General features: G+C 67.3%; 10 protein-coding genes, 3 rRNA genes and 1 pseudogene. 12 read left to right on the forward strand and 2 right to left on the reverse strand.

Features of this window, described 5'->3' with window-relative positions:
* Window positions 1–764: 764 nt before the first annotated feature.
* The 3 genes from OG435_RS26160 (at window position 765) to ilvD (ending at window position 4,327) form a co-directional block, all read left to right on the forward strand.
* Window positions 765–1,631 carry a sugar phosphate isomerase/epimerase family protein gene (locus OG435_RS26160; protein WP_266880310.1) on the forward strand — a complete coding sequence of 289 codons (867 nt, stop codon included), beginning with the start codon at window positions 765–767 and terminating at the stop codon, window positions 1,629–1,631.
* Complete coding sequence (locus OG435_RS26165) at window positions 1,628–2,275, forward strand: TetR family transcriptional regulator (protein WP_266880312.1); 648 nt, start codon at window positions 1,628–1,630, stop codon at window positions 2,273–2,275. Before OG435_RS26160 ends, OG435_RS26165 begins: the two co-directional genes overlap by 4 nt.
* A gap of 198 nt (window positions 2,276–2,473) precedes the next feature.
* Window positions 2,474–4,327, forward strand: a complete 1,854-nt coding sequence (gene ilvD, locus OG435_RS26170; RefSeq protein WP_266880314.1) for a dihydroxy-acid dehydratase — start codon at window positions 2,474–2,476, stop codon at window positions 4,325–4,327.
* Window positions 4,328–4,382: 55 nt separating this feature from the next.
* Here ilvD and OG435_RS26175 read toward each other — a convergent pair whose 3' ends face one another.
* A complete protein-coding gene (locus OG435_RS26175; RefSeq protein WP_266880316.1) occupies window positions 4,383–6,491 on the reverse strand; it encodes a protein kinase domain-containing protein in 2,109 nt (702 codons plus the stop codon).
* Window positions 6,492–6,597: 106 nt separating this feature from the next.
* Between OG435_RS26175 and OG435_RS26180 the strand changes: the two genes are divergently transcribed.
* The 5 genes from OG435_RS26180 (at window position 6,598) to proC (ending at window position 10,187) form a co-directional block, all read left to right on the forward strand.
* The gene (locus OG435_RS26180) at window positions 6,598–6,900 is read left to right on the forward strand and encodes a peptidase (RefSeq protein WP_266880318.1); all 303 of its coding nucleotides are present in this window, start codon (window positions 6,598–6,600) and stop codon (window positions 6,898–6,900) included.
* A 205-nt stretch (window positions 6,901–7,105) separates the two neighbouring features.
* Complete coding sequence (locus OG435_RS26190; RefSeq protein WP_430625688.1) at window positions 7,106–7,648, forward strand: hypothetical protein; 543 nt, start codon at window positions 7,106–7,108, stop codon at window positions 7,646–7,648.
* A 64-nt stretch (window positions 7,649–7,712) separates the two neighbouring features.
* On the forward strand, window positions 7,713–8,543 hold the full coding sequence (locus OG435_RS26195) for an ABC transporter ATP-binding protein (RefSeq protein WP_266880320.1): 831 nt from the start codon (window positions 7,713–7,715) through the stop codon (window positions 8,541–8,543).
* Window positions 8,540–9,277, forward strand: a complete 738-nt coding sequence (locus OG435_RS26200) for an ABC transporter permease (RefSeq protein WP_266880322.1) — start codon at window positions 8,540–8,542, stop codon at window positions 9,275–9,277. Before OG435_RS26195 ends, OG435_RS26200 begins: the two co-directional genes overlap by 4 nt.
* A gap of 100 nt (window positions 9,278–9,377) precedes the next feature.
* Window positions 9,378–10,187 (forward strand): pyrroline-5-carboxylate reductase, encoded by an 810-nt coding sequence (proC, locus tag OG435_RS26205; protein WP_266880324.1) that lies wholly within the window; start codon window positions 9,378–9,380, stop codon window positions 10,185–10,187.
* 65 nt (window positions 10,188–10,252) lie between these two features.
* Here the strand turns inward: proC and trpS are convergent, their stop codons facing one another.
* Window positions 10,253–11,251, reverse strand: coding sequence for a tryptophan--tRNA ligase (trpS, locus tag OG435_RS26210; RefSeq protein ID WP_266880326.1), 999 nt, complete (start codon window positions 11,249–11,251; stop codon window positions 10,253–10,255).
* A 943-nt stretch (window positions 11,252–12,194) separates the two neighbouring features.
* On the opposite strand from trpS, the gene OG435_RS26215 reads away from it, so the two are divergent.
* The 4 genes and pseudogenes from OG435_RS26215 to OG435_RS26230 form a co-directional block, all read left to right on the forward strand.
* Window positions 12,195–13,719, forward strand: a 16S ribosomal RNA gene (locus OG435_RS26215).
* A 284-nt stretch (window positions 13,720–14,003) separates the two neighbouring features.
* Window positions 14,004–17,127: ribosomal RNA gene (locus tag OG435_RS26220) — 23S ribosomal RNA — on the forward strand.
* A 74-nt stretch (window positions 17,128–17,201) separates the two neighbouring features.
* Window positions 17,202–17,319, forward strand: a 5S ribosomal RNA gene (rrf, locus tag OG435_RS26225).
* Together the 16S, 23S and 5S rRNA genes form the textbook arrangement of a ribosomal RNA operon.
* Window positions 17,320–17,425: 106 nt before the next feature.
* Window positions 17,426–17,614: pseudogene (locus OG435_RS26230) on the forward strand (nucleotidyltransferase domain-containing protein); the annotation flags it as partial.
* Between the last annotated feature and the right edge of the window lie 478 nt (window positions 17,615–18,092).

Raw genomic sequence — 18,092 nt, forward strand, 5'->3', positions numbered from 1 at the left:
CGGGGTCTGGGGCGGAGCCCCAGGGGGTCCGGGCGCAGCCCGGGGCCCCCTCCCCAGCCCGTCCGGCGATTGAGGACCCGGTCCGCGCAGTGCCGGGGTCCCCTCCCCAGCCCGTCCCGGGGCCCCTGTTCTTCAGCCCGTCCGGCGCTTGAGGACCGGGGTCCGGGCAGAGCCCGGGGACCCACCCAGCCCCGCTGGCGTTCGAGGCGCGGGTCCGGGCAGCGCCCGGGGAACGGTGGAAGGGCGGGTAGGGGACTTCGCCCGCAGGGCCAACCCACGGGCCGCCGCCCCAGGGCCCGGCCCGCCCGACCAAGGCCGCGCAGACACCCACGGGGCCCAGAGCTCGGGCCATGCCAGGGCTGCGTAGGGCGGCGGATTGTGCCCCCAGGGCCCGGGTGGGCCAGGGCTGCGTAAGGGGCGGCCCCGTGCCCCCAGGGCCCGGGTGGGCCGGGGCTGCGTAAGGGACGGCCCCGTGCCCCCAGGGCCCGGGTGGGCCGGGGCTGCGTAAGGGGCGGCCCCGTGCCCCCAGGGCCCGGGTGGGCCGGGGCTGCGTAAGGGGCGGCCCCGTGCCCCCAGGGCCCGGGTGGGCCGGGGCTGCGTAAGGGGCGGCCCCGTGCCCCCAGGGCCCGGGTGGGCCGGGGCTGCGTAAGGGGCGGCCCCGTGCCCCCAGGGCCCGGGTGGGCCGGGGCTGCGTAGGGGGGCCCGCCCCGGAGGGGTCGGCGGACGGGGGCTCGGGTCCGCGGGGACCCCGATACCCTGTCCCCGTGGCAGAACCAGTCCGGATCCCGACCGCGAAAGTCGCCCTCTCCACCGCCTCCGTCTACCCGGAGTCAACGGCGACCGCCTTCGAGATCGCCGCGCGCCTCGGCTACGACGGTGTCGAGGTCATGGTCTGGACGGACCCCGTCAGCCAGGACGTCGACGCCCTGCGCCGCCTCTCCGACCACCACCGGGTCCCGATCCTCGCCGTCCACGCCCCCTGCCTCCTCATCACGCAGCGCGTGTGGTCCACCGACCCCTGGACCAAACTCCAGCGCGCCCAGGCGGCAGCCGAGAAGCTGGGTGCGAGCACGGTCGTCGTCCACCCGCCGTTCCGCTGGCAGCGCCAGTACTCCCGCGACTTCGTGACCGGCATCTGGCGGATGGCCGACGAGACCGACGTCCGTTTCGCCGTCGAGAACATGTACCCCTGGCGCTACCGCGACCGCGAGATGCTCGCCTACGCGCCCGAGTGGGACGTCACCAAGGACGACTACCGCCACTTCACGGTCGACCTCTCGCACACCGCGACCGCCCGCACCGACGCCACCGCGATGATCGACCGGATGGGCGACCGCCTCGCCCACATCCACCTCGCCGACGGGAACGGTTCCGCGAAGGACGAGCACCTCGTCCCCGGCCGCGGCAGCCAGCCCTGCGCCGAACTGCTGGAGCGGCTCGCCGCCACCTCCTTCGACGGGCACGTCGTCATCGAGGTCAACACCCGCCGCGCGATGTCCTCCGCCGAGCGCGAGGCCGATCTCGCCGAGGCCCTGGCCTTCACCCGCCTGCACCTCGCGACCGCGGCGCCCACGACCGCCCCCGCCCCCGCCCCCGGCCAAGGCCCCGCACCCAGGACCCGGCGCCGATGACCGCCCCCGCCCCAGGCCCCGTCCCGGACCCCGCCCCGTCCAAGCCCCGCCGCGGCCCCGGCCGCCCCCGCCAGGACGAGGCCGACGACGGCCCCGGCACCCAGGAGCGGATCCGCCTCGCGGCCCGCGCCGAGTTCGCCGCGCGCGGCTACGACAAGACCTCCGTCCGCGGCATCGCCAAGGCCGCCGGCGTGGACCCGGCCCTGGTGCACCACTACTTCGGCAGCAAGGACGACCTGTTCGCCGCCGCGATCGAGCTCAGCATGGAGCCCGCCCTCGTCCTTCCCGCGATCATCGGCGCGGGTCCCGACGGCATCGGCGAGCGGCTGGCCCGCTACTTCCTGGGCGTCTGGGAGAACCCGGTCACCCGGACCCCGCTGCTCGCCGTCGTCCGCTCGGCCCTCACGCACGAGGCCGCCGCGAAGGTGCTCCGGAGGCTGATCCTGCACCGCCTCCTGGAGCGGATCGCGGCCGACCTCGACGTCCCCGACCCGACCTTCCGCGCCGAGCTCGCCGCCTCCCACATGGTCGGCATCGCGATCCTGCGCTACGTCGTCCAGGTCGAGCCCCTCGCATCGGCGGACCCGGAGAAGATCATCGGCCTGGTGGCCCCCACCCTCCAGCGCTACCTCACCGAGGAATGACGGCGCCCCGGCAGCCGTCCCCGTAGGCACCCAGCCGCCGCCCCGGCAGCCGCGCGTCCGTGCCCAATTACTGAGCCGCCCGTCCCGGGATCCGGACCGCCTGCCCGGATCCCGGGCAGGGGGCGTAGCCTCGTAACCGAGCCATATCCACAGTCGCGGCAGGCGCTCGCGTCACCGCACACATGGGGAGAGAACCCGATGCCCGAGCTGAGGTCCCGCACCGTCACCCACGGCCGCAACATGGCAGGCGCGCGTGCGCTTATGCGCGCCTCGGGCGTAGCGAGCGCGGACATCGGGAAGCCGATCATCGCGGTCGCCAACTCGTTCACCGAGTTCGTCCCCGGCCACACCCACCTGGCCCCCGTCGGCCGCATCGTCTCCGAGGCGATCCTGGCCGCCGGCGCCGTCCCGCGCGAGTTCAACACCATCGCGGTCGACGACGGCATCGCGATGGGCCACGGCGGCATGCTGTACAGCCTCCCCTCCCGCGACCTGATCGCGGACTCGGTCGAGTACATGGTCGAGGCGCACTGCGCCGACGCGCTGATCTGCATCTCCAACTGCGACAAGATCACCCCCGGCATGCTGATGGCCGCCATGCGCCTCAACATCCCGGTCGTCTTCGTCTCCGGCGGCCCGATGGAGGCCGGCCAGGCCACCCTCGTCGACGGCACCGTCCGCAAGCTCGACCTGATCGACGCGATGGTGGACGCCTCGAACGACAGCGTCTCCGACGAGGACGTGCTGCGCATCGAGGAGAACGCCTGTCCCACCTGTGGCAGCTGTTCGGGCATGTTCACCGCCAACTCGATGAACTGCCTCGCCGAGGCCATCGGCCTGGCCCTCCCCGGCAACGGCTCGGTCCTCGCGACGCACACCGCCCGCCGCGCCCTGTACGAGGACGCCGGCCGCACCATCGTCGAGATCACCAAGCGCTACTACGAGCAGGACGACGAGTCGGTCCTGCCCCGCAACATCGCGACCCGCCAGGCCTTCGAGAACGCCATGGCCCTCGACATCGCCATGGGCGGCTCCACGAACACGATCCTGCACCTCCTCGCGGCGGCGCAGGAAGCCGGCCTGGACTACGACCTCACGGACATCGACGAGGTCTCCCGCCGGGTCCCGTGCCTCGCCAAGGTCGCGCCGAACGTGGCGCCCGGCGGCACGTACTACATGGAGGACATCCACCGGGCCGGCGGCATCCCCGCCCTCCTCGGCGAACTGCACCGCGGCGGACTCCTCAACAAGGACGTCAACTCGGTCCACTCCGCCAACCTGGAGGACTGGCTCGCGAAGTGGGACGTCCGCTCCGGCACCGCCCCCGAGGACGTCGTGGAGCTGTGGCACGCGGGCCCCGGCTGCCAGCGCTCCGCCTCCGCCTTCTCCCAGTCCGAGCGCTGGGACACCCTCGACCTCGACGCCGAGGGCGGCTGCATCCGCTCCGTGCAGCACGCGTACTCCAAGGACGGCGGCCTCGCCGTCCTGCGCGGCAACATCGCGGTCGACGGCTGCGTCGTGAAGACCGCCGGTGTCGACGAGTCGATCTGGACCTTCGAGGGCCCGGCCGTGGTCTGCGAATCGCAGGACGAGGCCGTCGACAAGATCCTCCGCAAGGAGATCAAGGCGGGCGACGTGGTCGTCATCCGCTACGAGGGCCCGCGCGGCGGTCCCGGCATGCAGGAGATGCTCTACCCGACGTCCTTCCTCAAGGGCCGCGGCCTCGGCAAGGTCTGCGCCCTGATCACGGACGGCCGCTTCTCCGGCGGCACCTCGGGCCTCTCCATCGGCCACGCCTCCCCGGAGGCGGCCTCGGGCGGCTCCATCGCGGTCGTGGAGGACGGCGACCGCATCCGCATCGACATCCCGAACCGCTCCATCGAGCTCCTGGTCGACGACGCCACGCTGGCCGCCCGCCACGAGGCCCTGGGCGGTGTCTACGCCCCGAAGAACCGCGAGCGCAAGGTCTCCGCGGCCCTGCGCGCCTACGCGGCGATGGCCACCAGCGCCGACAAGGGCGCGGTCCGCGACGTCAGCCTCCTGGAGCGCTGACCCACCACCTCGCACCGGCCCCGCCCGACACCCGTCGGACGGGGCCGTCCGCGTCTCACCACCCCGCGGGATCCCCCGCCGCCACGGCGAACACGCTCCCGTCCGGAGCCGACGCGTACACCCGCCCGTCCCCGACGACGGGCGCGGGCAGACTCGCGGCGAAGGTGGCCTTCCCGGACCCCATCCGGGGCTTGGTCTGCCCCAGCAACTTCCCCGTCCCCGCGTCCACGGCGAGCAGCCGCCCGTCGGAGGCGCTCAGGTAGACCCGCCCATCGGCGAACACGGGCCGGGAGGCCTGGGCGAGTCCTGTCTCCAGTCGCCACTCCTCCTTGGCCGGGCCCATGGACACAAGAGCACCCGGGGCGCCGAAGACGTACACGGAGCCGTCCGGTCCCACAGTTGCCTCCGGCTGGTACAGCGGAGTCGCCAGCCGTACGCGTCGCACGGCGTGCGTGCTCAGGTCCACCCGTATGACTGCTTTGGCCCGGGCCCCCTGAGCGTCGACTTCCAGCAGGACGAACGCACCGCCCGCTACGCCGACAGGCCGCAGCGGTCCGGCTGTGCGCGTCTGCCACCGCACGGCCCCACTGGCGGGGTCCACCGCGGACAGCTGCGTCGACTTGCCGTCCACAGCGGGTGTCGCTCCGTACAGGACCGGTCCGGTGGCCCCCTCCGGGGCGCCCCACCAGAGGGACCCACGGCCGCCGACCGGCTTCGCCCAGAGTTCGGTGCCGCTCACAGCGTCCAGCGCGGTGACCAGGCCGCTCCCCGCAGCGATCATGACCTTTGTGCCGAGGGGTACGACCTGCGCTCCCCCGGTGAGGGGTCTGCGCCAGCGCTCGGCGCCCGTCGCAGTGTCCCGTGCCTGGAGCAGCTCACTGCCCTGTGCCGTGAGGAAGAGGAGTCCGCCCGCGTGGAGCGGAGCGCCGACCTCCGCCGGAAGACTGTTCGGTGCGCTCGTTCCCACGCTCCACATCGCGGCGCCGTCCACGGGACTCATCCGGGTGGCCGTCGCTCCCGGTCCCGAGCAGTACAGCGCCGCGGCCTGCCAGGAGCATGCCCGGCCCTGACCGCCCAGTGGCACCGACCAGGGAACGAACCGTGCCGGCTTGGGGCTCTGCGGCGCGGAGAGCCGCTCGGGTGGCTCGGAGTCGGACCCGGACCACACGTACCCGCCGACTGCCCCGGCTGCGAGCAGGAGCCCGAGCACGGCTCCCACGGTTGCCCGGGTCCGTCGTCTGCCGCCCACCGTCGGCACGGGGATCCGCTCCCGCCGGTGCGTGGAGGCCTCTTCCACCGAGGCGGGTCGCCTCGGCTGAGGGATGAAGGCCTGTGTGTCCAAATCAGTCGGGTACGCCACTGCCCGCAGCGCCACGATCAGTGCGTCCGCGCTCGGCCGCTCGGCGGGATCCTTCGCCAGGCACTGTGCGACCAGCGGAGCAAGCCGCTCCGGCAGACCGGTCAGATCGGGCTCGCTGTGCACCACCTGGTACGCCACGAGGTAATGACTGTCGGAGTCGAAGGGCCCCCGCCCGGTCGCCGCGTACACGAGCACCGCCCCCAGGGCGAAGACATCGGCGGCGGTCCCCACCTCCCGCGGCCGCTGGAACTGCTCCGGAGCCATGAACGGCGGGGTCCCGATCAGCTTCCCCGTCTCGGTGCGCAGATCACTGTCGGCCGGCCGTGAGATCCCGAAGTCGATCACCCGCACGCCGTCCGGGGCCATCAGTACGTTGCTGGGCTTCAGATCCCGGTGCACGACACCGGCACGGTGGATGTCCCGCAGCGCCTCCGCGAGTCCGGCCGCGAGCCGCGCCAGCTCCTTCGAATCCAGTACGCCGTCCCGTACCCGCTCGGAGAGCGTCAGGGCGTCGATGAACAGCGTTGCCATCCAAGGACGTTCGGCATCCGGGTCGGCATCCACGACGGGTGCGGTGAACGCTCCGCTCACCCTGCGCGCGGCCGCGACCTCCTGCCGGAACCGGGCCCGGAACTCGGGGTCCACGGCGTGCTGCGGATGCACGATCTTGACGGCGAGTTTCAGCCCCGACTCGGAGATGGCCAGGTGGACGACGCCCATGCCGCCCGAACCGAGCACGGACTCAAGCCGGTACTGCCCGGCGTACTCCGGAAAACCCGCGTAGTCCGTCCGCGCTGAACGCACCGCTCACCACCCCCGCCGGAGCCTAGTCGATGGCCCGTGCGATTCTCCAAGGTCCTGCTACCCTGCGCGAGTTGCGCAGGGCAACGCCCTAGGGGGGTTATTTCGCATGTCCGTTGAGAGCGATTCAAGCCAAGTCGAGAGCCTGACTTCCGGCTCAGGGTTCCCGACGTTTCCGGTCGCGCCAGGCTACCGGGTGAACGTCCGCAGCGGCCCCGGCACCAACTACTCGATCGTCCGGGTCCTCCCGGCCGGTGCGACCGTCGGGATCCGCTGCCAGTGCGACGGCATGTCCATCACCGGCCCGTACGGCACCACCACGCTCTGGGACAACATCGCCAACGGCGAGTTCATCTCCGACGCCTATGTGAAGACGGGCAGCGACGGCTACATCACCAGCCGCTGTGGCTGACCAGGCGGAGGGGGAGAAGCGGATGATCAGCGGCGACGCACTGGGACTGCATCGGCAACGGTGAGTTCATCTCCGACGCCTACGTGAAGACGGGCAGCGACGGCGACGTCGCCACCCGCTGCGCCTGAGGCCATCCGGTCCATCTCACGGCCCGCCCCGTGAGACACCCCGGGCCGACCCCGCCCGGCGGGGGATAATCGCTGGTGTGAGCGACGACCAGCGAGACCAGACCCCCGCCGAGCCGGCCGCCGAGGCCCAGCCGCAGTCCGCCGTGCCCGTAGGCCCCGAGCCCGAGCCGATCCGGTTCTTCGGCACCACCTGGGTGAACCACGACGGCGGCTACGGCGCGCGCCGCGTCGGTGTGGCCGTCGGCGCGCTGGTCCTCGCCGTCATCAGCGCCTTCCTGCTGCGCTTCTCCTACGAGGGCCTGGAGATCGGCAACGTCGGCGCGTTCCTCAGCATCTCGGTCGTCGTCCTCTTCGCGATCGCCAGCTCCATCGCCTTCGTCAAGACCTGGGAATCCTTCAGCTGCCGCCAGCCCCCGTCCTCCGACGAGACCGCCCTCAAGGGTCTGAAGGCGATCGGTTTCATCGGCAGCCTCATCGCGTACTTCCTGCGCTGCTTCGTCGAGGCCCCCGGCGAGAAGCTGCGCCGCACCGAGTACGAGCACGCCGCGGCCGAGTTCGCCCGCCGGCGCAGCTCCCGTACGGGGAACCCGGCCGCCCGCCGCCCCAAGCGCAAGAAGTAGCCCCGGCCAGAAGCGATGTGCCCCAGCCTTGCGCAGGGGCACCGCCGGGAGCATTATTCATCACATGATGAATAACCAAGCGGCCGCCGCCGTCCACGCCGACGGCCTCACCGTCCGCCGCGGCACCGGCCGCAGCCCCCGCACCGTCCTCGACGGCCTCGCCTTCGACGTCCCCCGCGGCCGCATCACCGGTCTCCTCGGCCCCTCCGGCTGCGGCAAGTCCACCCTGATGCGCGCAGTCGTCGGCACCCAGGCCCACGTCACCGGCACCCTCGACGTCCTCGGCCACCCCGCCGGCCACCCCGGACTGCGCTCCCGCATCGGGTACGTCACCCAGGCGCCCTCCGTCTACGACGACCTCACCGTCCGGCAGAACCTCGACTACTTCGCCGCGATCCTCGCCCCCGGCCGCGCCGCCGCCGAGCGCCGCCGCGAGACCGTCACCCGGGCCATCGCCGACGTGGACCTCTCCACCCACACGACCTCCCTCGCCGGCAACCTCTCCGGCGGCCAGCGCAGCAGGGTCTCCCTCGCGGTCGCCCTCCTCGGCAGCCCGGAGCTCCTCGTCCTCGACGAGCCGACCGTCGGCCTGGACCCCGTGCTCCGCCGCGACCTCTGGAACCTCTTCCACGACATCGCAGCCACCCGCGGCGCCACCCTCCTCGTTTCCTCCCACGTCATGGACGAAGCCGAGCGCTGCCACGACCTGCTCCTCATGCGCGAGGGCCGCATCCTCGCGCAGGACACCCCCGAGGCACTGCGCACCCGTACCCACACGGACACCGTCGAAGAGGGCTTCCTCCGCCTCGTCGACGCAGCCAACGCGGAAGCCGCCAACGCGCAAGCCGTCAACGCGGAAGCCGCCACCAGCACGCCCCACGGGAGCACCCGATGAGCACCGCCCGCACCACCGCCACCGCCGCCCGCGTCCTGCGACAGCTCCGCCACGACCCGCGCTCGATCGCCCTGATGCTGCTGGTCCCCGTCCTGATGCTGATCCTGCTCCGCTACGTCTTCGACGGCAGCACACAGACGTTCAACAGCATCGGGGCCTCGCTCCTCGGGATCTTCCCCCTCATCACGATGTTCCTGATCACCTCCATCGCGACCCTGCGCGAGCGCACCTCCGGCACCCTCGAACGGCTCCTCGCCATGCCGCTCGGCAAGGGCGACCTCATCGCCGGCTACGCCCTCGCCTTCGGCGCCATGGCCGTGATCCAGTCCCTGCTCGCCACCGGCGTCGCCCTCTGGGTCCTCGGCCTCGACGTCGTCGGCTCCCCGTGGCTGCTCCTGCTCGTCGCCCTCCTCGACGCCCTGCTCGGCACCGCACTCGGCCTCTTCGTCTCCGCCTTCGCGGCGTCCGAGTTCCAGGCCGTCCAGTTCATGCCGGCGGTGATCTTCCCCCAGCTCCTGCTGTGCGGCCTCTTCGCCGCCCGCGACACCATGCAGCCCGTCCTCGAAGCGATCTCGAACGTCCTGCCCATGTCCTACGCCGTCGACGGCATGAACCAGGTCCTCACCCACACCGACATGACCGCCGACTTCGTCCGCGACGCCGTCGTCGTCGCCGGATGCGCCCTCCTGGTCCTCACCCTCGGCGCCGCCACCCTCCGCCGCCGGACGCCGTGACCGTACTGCGGACAGCCCGTCGCAGTTCCTTGCGCGGGTGCAAGGATGAGGGCGCAAACCGTGCATGCGTGCAAGAACAGTTCGGCGAGGTGAATCGGGCATGACCCAGACAGTCGCAGTCCTCGGTACCGGCAAGATCGGCGAGGCCCTGCTCAGCGGGATGATCCGCGGCGGCCGGCCCGCCTCCAAGCTCCTCGTCACCGCCCGCCGCCCGGAACGCGCCGAGGAGCTCCGCACCCGCTACGGCGTCGAGGCCGTCACCAACGCCGAGGCCGCCAAGCGCGCCGACACGCTCATCCTCACCGTGAAGCCGCAGGACATGGGCAAGCTCCTCGAAGAGCTCGCCCCGCACCTCCCGGCCGACCGCCTGGTCATCAGCGGCGCGGCCGGCATCCCGACCTCCTTCTTCGAGGAGCGCCTCGCCCAGGGCACCCCGGTCGTCCGCGTCATGACGAACACCCCCGCCCTCGTCGACGAGGCCATGTCCGTCATCTCGGCCGGCAGCCACGCCACCGCCGAGCACCTCGCGCACACCGAGGAGATCTTCGGCGGCGTCGGCAAGACCCTGCGCGTCCCGGAGTCCCAGCAGGACGCGGCCACCGCCCTCTCCGGCTCCGGCCCCGCGTACTTCTACTACCTCGTCGAGGCCATGACCGACGCCGGCATCCTCCTCGGACTGCCCCGCGCCCAGGCACACGACCTCATCGTCCAGGCCGCCGTCGGCGCCGCCGTCATGCTCCGCGACAGCGGCGAACACCCGGTCAAGCTCCGCGAGGCCGTCACCTCCCCGGCCGGCACCACCATCAACGCGATCGTGGAGCTGGAGAAGCACGGCGTACGGGCAGCCCTGATCGCCGCCCTAGAAGCGGCCCGCGACCGCAGCCGCGAACTCGCCTCCGGCAACAGCTGACACAGGCCGCCCGTTACGGGGCTGCGCGCGCAGCCCCGTAACGACGCCCGGCCACCGCTCTCCCCTCAGGGCTCCAGCAGCCCGATGGCCCGGTACGCCGCGTCGACCACGGGCCGCGCGATCGCCCGCGCCCGCCCGGCACCCGCGCGCAGCACCGCCTCCACCGTCGCCGGATCGGCCGCCAGCTCCGCGTGCCGTACGCGGACCGGCCGCAGCAGTTCGACGACGGCGTCGGCCACGTCCCGCTTGAGCGCCCCGTACCCGGTGTACCCGTCGGCGAGCGCGGCCGGCTCGCCCCCGGTACAGGCGGCGAGGATGTCCAGCAGGTTCGACACCCCCGGACGCGCGGCCGGATCGTAGAGGACCCCACCCTCCCCGCTGTCGGTGACGGCTCGCATCACCTTCTTCCGCACCACCTCGGGCTCGTCGAGGACGAACACCACCCCTGGCCCGGTGTCCCCCGATTTCCCCATCTTCGACCGCGGGTCCTGCAGGTCCATGACCCGCGCCGCCACCACCGGATGCGTGGCCCTGGGCACGATGAAGGTGTACCCGTACCGCTGGTTGAACCGCACGGCCAGATCCCGGGTCAGCTCGACGTGCTGCCGCTGGTCCTCCCCTACGGGCACCTCACCGGTCCGGTACGCCAGGATGTCGGCGGCCATCAGCACGGGATAGGTGAGCAGCGACAGCCGCACCCCTTCTCCCGAGGCCTGCGCCTTCGCCGCCTTCTCCTTGTACTGCACCATCCGACGCAGCTCCCCGTCCGAAGCCGTGCACTCCAGCAGATAGGAGAGCCGGGCGTGCTCGTCCACGTGGCTCTGCACGAAGAGCGTGCACTTCTCGGGAATCAGCCCGGCGGCGAGCAACACCGTCGCCGCCTGCCGACTGAGCCGGCGCACCCGGGCCGGATCGTGCTCGACGGTCAGGGCGTGCAGATCGACCACGCAGAACAGCGCCTCGTCGGGCTCCTGCTCGGCGGCGACCCACTGACGTACGGCCCCCAGGTAGTTCCCCAGCGTCAGATGCCCCGTCGGCTTGACCCCGCTGAAGATCCTCGTCATGTCCCTGCTCCCTGCTCGTGTCGGTGTGGGCGTCGAAGCCACCGCGTCGGGCGGCCGAGCCACTCCCGGGAGGGGAGAAACGAAAACGGCCGCCGAGATCGGCGGCCGTCGAGCGCGTGCGTGCTCGCGTGGATGGTCGGCCGCCGTCAGGCGGCCCACCAGCGGAGGTCGAGCGTGAGCGCACGCGTAGTCATGGGGGAGAGGCTAGACCCTGAGGGGTGAGGAGGGCGTGAGGTTTCCGGACTCCGCGGGGCGGATCAGCCGCGAGTCAGCCTGGAGTTGACACACTCGTGCTGGATCCGTAAGGTTCTTCGAGTTGTCCGAAGTGAGCAACCGACCCCGGTCGGTCCCCGGACAGCCATCCCGCACTACACATTCGAACGAACGACTCACTTTGTCGTCCCGTTTTCATGCGTATTTGCGAATGAGGAATCCGCGTTCACGGACGCGGCCGCCGATTAGGTTCGGGGGCAAGGAATCCGCTACTGTCTCACTCGTCGCAAGGGCCCAACAGCCCGAACGACAAACCCCGTTGACTGGGAGTCAGGCCCGAAAGGATCTGATAGAGTCGTACTCGCCGGAAAGGGAAACGCGAAAGCGAAGAACTGGAAGGCGGAAAACAAGCGAGACAGACTCTGATAGAGTCTGAAACGCAAGAACAGAACGAAAAGCCCGGAGGAAAGCCCCAGTAAGTGTTACTGAGGGTGAGTACAAAGGAAGCGTCCGTTCCTTGAGAACTCAACAGCGTGCCAAAAATCAACGCCAAAAAGTTGATACCCCGTCCATTTCGGTGGATGAGGTTCCTTTGAAAAAGACCTGTGAGGTCGCGGTTCTGCCGTGATGCTTGCAGGCAATTACACAGCGAGGACGCAGTGGACGGTCGGTCTTATTCCGACATGACTGTCCCGCTCTAAGTGCGTGTGCACCCGATTACGGGTAAACATTCATGGAGAGTTTGATCCTGGCTCAGGACGAACGCTGGCGGCGTGCTTAACACATGCAAGTCGAACGATGAAGCCCTTCGGGGTGGATTAGTGGCGAACGGGTGAGTAACACGTGGGCAATCTGCCCTTCACTCTGGGACAAGCCCTGGAAACGGGGTCTAATACCGGATAACACTCCTGCCTGCATGGGCGGGGGTTAAAAGCTCCGGCGGTGAAGGATGAGCCCGCGGCCTATCAGCTTGTTGGTGGGGTAATGGCCCACCAAGGCGACGACGGGTAGCCGGCCTGAGAGGGCGACCGGCCACACTGGGACTGAGACACGGCCCAGACTCCTACGGGAGGCAGCAGTGGGGAATATTGCACAATGGGCGAAAGCCTGATGCAGCGACGCCGCGTGAGGGATGACGGCCTTCGGGTTGTAAACCTCTTTCAGCAGGGAAGAAGCGAAAGTGACGGTACCTGCAGAAGAAGCGCCGGCTAACTACGTGCCAGCAGCCGCGGTAATACGTAGGGCGCAAGCGTTGTCCGGAATTATTGGGCGTAAAGAGCTCGTAGGCGGCTTGTCACGTCGGATGTGAAAGCCCGAGGCTTAACCTCGGGTCTGCATTCGATACGGGCTAGCTAGAGTGTGGTAGGGGAGATCGGAATTCCTGGTGTAGCGGTGAAATGCGCAGATATCAGGAGGAACACCGGTGGCGAAGGCGGATCTCTGGGCCATTACTGACGCTGAGGAGCGAAAGCGTGGGGAGCGAACAGGATTAGATACCCTGGTAGTCCACGCCGTAAACGTTGGGAACTAGGTGTTGGCGACATTCCACGTCGTCGGTGCCGCAGCTAACGCATTAAGTTCCCCGCCTGGGGAGTACGGCCGCAAGGCTAAAACTCAAAGGAATTGACGGGGGCCCGCACAAGCAGCGGAGCATGTGGCTTAATTCGACGCAACGCGAAGAACCTTACCAAGGCTTGACATATACCGGAAAGCATTAGAGATAGTGCCCCCCTTGTGGTCGGTATACAGGTGGTGCATGGCTGTCGTCAGCTCGTGTCGTGAGATGTTGGGTTAAGTCCCGCAACGAGCGCAACCCTTGTCCTGTGTTGCCAGCATGCCCTTCGGGGTGATGGGGACTCACAGGAGACCGCCGGGGTCAACTCGGAGGAAGGTGGGGACGACGTCAAGTCATCATGCCCCTTATGTCTTGGGCTGCACACGTGCTACAATGGCCGGTACAATGAGCTGCGATACCGTGAGGTGGAGCGAATCTCAAAAAGCCGGTCTCAGTTCGGATTGGGGTCTGCAACTCGACCCCATGAAGTCGGAGTTGCTAGTAATCGCAGATCAGCATTGCTGCGGTGAATACGTTCCCGGGCCTTGTACACACCGCCCGTCACGTCACGAAAGTCGGTAACACCCGAAGCCGGTGGCCCAACCCGTAAGGGAGGGAGCTGTCGAAGGTGGGACTGGCGATTGGGACGAAGTCGTAACAAGGTAGCCGTACCGGAAGGTGCGGCTGGATCACCTCCTTTCTAAGGAGCACAGTACCGATTGCAGACAAACGTTCTGCACGGTCAGCTCAGGGTGGAACGTTGATTAGTTGGCACGGTTTCCTGGATGGATCACAAGTACTGCTTCGGCGTGGAAAGTGACTCACTGACGGGGGATCGTGCTTGGCACGTTGTTGGGTATCTGAGGGTACGGCCGTAAGGTCTTATCTTCGTGATGCCGGCCCCAGTGAACTTCGCCTTTTGGGTGAGGGTGATGGGTGACTGGTCGTTGCTTGAGAACTACACAGTGGACGCGAGCATCTGTAGGCCAAGTTTTTAAGGGCGCACGGTGGATGCCTTGGCACCAGGAACCGATGAAGGACGTGAGAGGCCGCGATAGGCCCCGGGGAGCTGCCAACTGAGCTTTGATCCGGGGGTGTCCGAATGGGGAAACCCGGCAGTCGTCATGGGCTGTCACCCACTGCTGAACACATAGGCAGTGTGGAGGGAACGCGGGGAAGTGAAACATCTCAGTACCCGCAGGAAGAGAAAACAACCGTGATTCCGGGAGTAGTGGCGAGCGAAACCGGATGAGGCCAAACCGTATGCGTGTGATACCCGGCAGGGGTTGCGCATGCGGGGTTGTGGGAATTCTTTTGATCGGTCTGCCGGCCGGTCGGCGAGTCAGAAACCGTTGATGTAGTCGAAGGACATGCGAAAGGTCCGGCGTAGAGGGTAAGACCCCCGTAGACGAAACATCAGCGGCTTGCTTAAGAATCTCCCAAGTAGCACGGGGCCCGAGAAATCCCGTGTGAATCTGGCGGGACCACCCGCTAAGCCTAAATATTCCCTGGTGACCGATAGCGGATAGTACCGTGAGGGAATGGTGAAAAGTACCGCGGGAGCGGAGTGAAATAGTACCTGAAACCGTGTGCCTACAAGCCGTGGGAGCGTCGCTCATTGAGTTTACTCAATGGGTCGTGACTGCGTGCCTTTTGAAGAATGAGCCTGCGAGTTAGCGGTGTGTAGCGAGGTTAACCCGTGTGGGGAAGCCGTAGCGAAAGCGAGTCCGAATAGGGCGATTGAGTTGCACGCTCTAGACCCGAAGCGGAGTGATCTAGCCATGGGCAGGTTGAAGCGGAGGTAAGACTTCGTGGAGGACCGAACCCACCAGGGTTGAAAACCTGGGGGATGACCTGTGGTTAGGGGTGAAAGGCCAATCAAACTCCGTGATAGCTGGTTCTCCCCGAAATGCATTTAGGTGCAGCGTCACGTGTTTCTTGCCGGAGGTAGAGCACTGGATAGGCGATGGGCCCTACCGGGTTACTGACCTTAGCCAAACTCCGAATGCCGGTAAGTGAGAGCGTGGCAGTGAGACTGTGGGGGATAAGCTCCATGGTCGAGAGGGAAACAGCCCAGAGCATCGACTAAGGCCCCTAAGCGTACGCTAAGTGGGAAAGGATGTGGAGTCGCAGAGACAACCAGGAGGTTGGCTTAGAAGCAGCCACCCTTGAAAGAGTGCGTAATAGCTCACTGGTCAAGTGATTCCGCGCCGACAATGTAGCGGGGCTCAAGCGTACCGCCGAAGTCGTGTCATTGCAGCAATAGGGCCAACGCCCGCTGTGATGGGTAGGGGAGCGTCGTGTGCCGGGTGAAGCAGCAGCGGAAGCTAGTTGTGGACGGTTCACGAGTGAGAATGCAGGCATGAGTAGCGATACACACGTGAGAAACGTGTGCGCCGATTGACTAAGGGTTCCTGGGTCAAGCTGATCTGCCCAGGGTAAGTCGGGACCTAAGGCGAGGCCGACAGGCGTAGTCGATGGACAACCGGTTGATATTCCGGTACCCGCTTTGAAACGCCCAATATCGAATCAGGCGATGCTAAGCCCGTGAAGCCGTTCCGGACCCTTCGGGGAAAGGAAAGTGGTGGAGCCGGCGAACCAGACTTGTAGTAGGTAAGCGATGGGGTGACGCAGGAAGGTAGTCCAGCCCGGGCGGTGGTAGTCCCGGGGTAAGGGTGTAGGCCGAGGGGTAGGCAAATCCGTCCCTCATATAAGGCTGAGACCTGATGCCGAGCCGATTGTGGTGAAGTGGATGATCCTATGCTGTCGAGAAAAGCCTCTAGCGAGTTTCATGGCGGCCCGTACCCTAAACCGACTCAGGTGGTCAGGTAGAGAATACCGAGGCGTTCGGGTGAACTATGGTTAAGGAACTCGGCAAAATGCCCCCGTAACTTCGGGAGAAGGGGGGCCAGTCCTGGTGATCGGATTTACTCCGTGAGCTGGGGGTGGCCGCAGAGACCAGCGAGAAGCGACTGTTTACTAAAAACACAGGTCCGTGCGAAGCCGTAAGGCGATGTATACGGACTGACGCCTGCCCGGTGCTGGAACGTTAAGGGGACCGGTTAGTCACATTTCGGTGTGGCGAAGCTGAGAACTTAAGCGCCAGTAAACGGCGGTGGTAACTATAACCATCCTAAGGTAGCGAAATTCCTTGTCGGGTAAGTTCCGACCTGCACGAATGGCGTAACGACTTCTCGACTGTCTCAACCATAGGCCCGGTGAAATTGCACTACGAGTAAAGATGCTCGTTTCGCGCAGCAGGACGGAAAGACCCCGGGACCTTTACTATAGTTTGATATTGGTGTTCGGTTCGGCTTGTGTAGGATAGGTGGGAGACTTTGAAGCGGCCACGCCAGTGGTTGTGGAGTCGTCGTTGAAATACCACTCTGGTCGTGCTGGATGTCTAACCTCGGTCCGTGATCCGGATCAGGGACAGTGTCTGATGGGTAGTTTAACTGGGGCGGTTGCCTCCCAAAAAGTAACGGAGGCGCCCAAAGGTTCCCTCAGCCTGGTTGGCAATCAGGTGTTGAGTGTAAGTGCACAAGGGAGCTTGACTGTGAGACCGACGGGTCGAGCAGGGACGAAAGTCGGGACTAGTGATCCGGCGGTGGCTTGTGGAAGCGCCGTCGCTCAACGGATAAAAGGTACCCCGGGGATAACAGGCTGATCTTCCCCAAGAGTCCATATCGACGGGATGGTTTGGCACCTCGATGTCGGCTCGTCGCATCCTGGGGCTGGAGTCGGTCCCAAGGGTTGGGCTGTTCGCCCATTAAAGCGGTACGCGAGCTGGGTTTAGAACGTCGTGAGACAGTTCGGTCCCTATCCGCTGTGCGCGTAGGAATATTGAGAAGGGCTGTCCCTAGTACGAGAGGACCGGGACGGACGAACCTCTGGTGTGCCAGTTGTCCTGCCAAGGGCATGGCTGGTTGGCTACGTTCGGGAGGGATAACCGCTGAAAGCATCTAAGCGGGAAGCCTGCTTCAAGATGAGTATTCCCACCTCCTTGAGAGGGTAAGGCTCCCAGTAGACGACTGGGTTGATAGGCCAGATGTGGAAGCCCGGTAACGGGTGGAGCTGACTGGTACTAATAGGCCGAGGGCTTGTCCTCAGTTGCTCGCGTCCACTGTGTTAGTTCTGAAGTAACGAACTGTGTTCATGTCCGGTTGGTTAACTTCATAGTGTTTCGGTGGTCATAGCGTTAGGGAAACGCCCGGTTTACATTCCGAACCCGGAAGCTAAGCCTTTCAGCGCCGATGGTACTGCAGGGGGGACCCTGTGGGAGAGTAGGACGCCGCCGAACAATCATTGTGGGAAAGCCCCGCACCAGGAAACTGGTGCGGGGCTTTTCTGCGTTTACGGCCAAAAAGCATCGCCCCGGGATCGGGGACCGTGAAAGCCTGTCCCGCATGGACGACGTGGACCCGATCGAACAGGCTCGACGCCTCGCGCACGACCGCTTTCCCGACGCGCTCTCCGTGATCCTGGCGGGATCCACGGCCGCGGGGCGGGCGACGGCCAGTAGTGATCTGGACATCGCCGTGCTCGTCGAGGACGGCGATGAGACCTTCCGGGAGACGATCCGCTTCGAAGGAAGGGTCGTAGAGCTCTTCGTCCACACCCGCACCGGGCTCGCGGAGCTGTTCGCGATGGACCTGGCCGCCGGTCGGCCCGTTCTTCAGGCGATGTACGCCGCCGGTCTCGTCCTCGTCGACAGGGACGGGGAGGGGGGCCGGGCACGGGCCCTGGCCGAAGCGGACCTGGGCCGAGGGGCGCGGGCGCTGGACGCCGACACCGTCGAGACCAAGCGGTACGGCCTCACCGACGCCCTGGACGACCTGGGCGACGCGAGCGATCCGGTGGAACGCGTGCTCATCGCCGGCTCGGTGCTGGCCGGCGCCGCCGAGCTGCTCTTCGATCACCACCGGGCCTGGCGGGGCGGGGCCGGCAAGTGGTTGCCGCGCCGGCTGCTGGAGGCGGACCCCGAGCTGGGTGGCGCCCTGCTCGACGGGCACCTGGAGGCGTGTACAACCGGAGACCGGACGGCCCTCGCCGGAGCGGCGTACCGTGTGCTCG

The organism is Streptomyces sp. NBC_01264 (assembly GCF_026340675.1).
GTDB lineage: Bacteria > Actinomycetota > Actinomycetes > Streptomycetales > Streptomycetaceae > Streptomyces.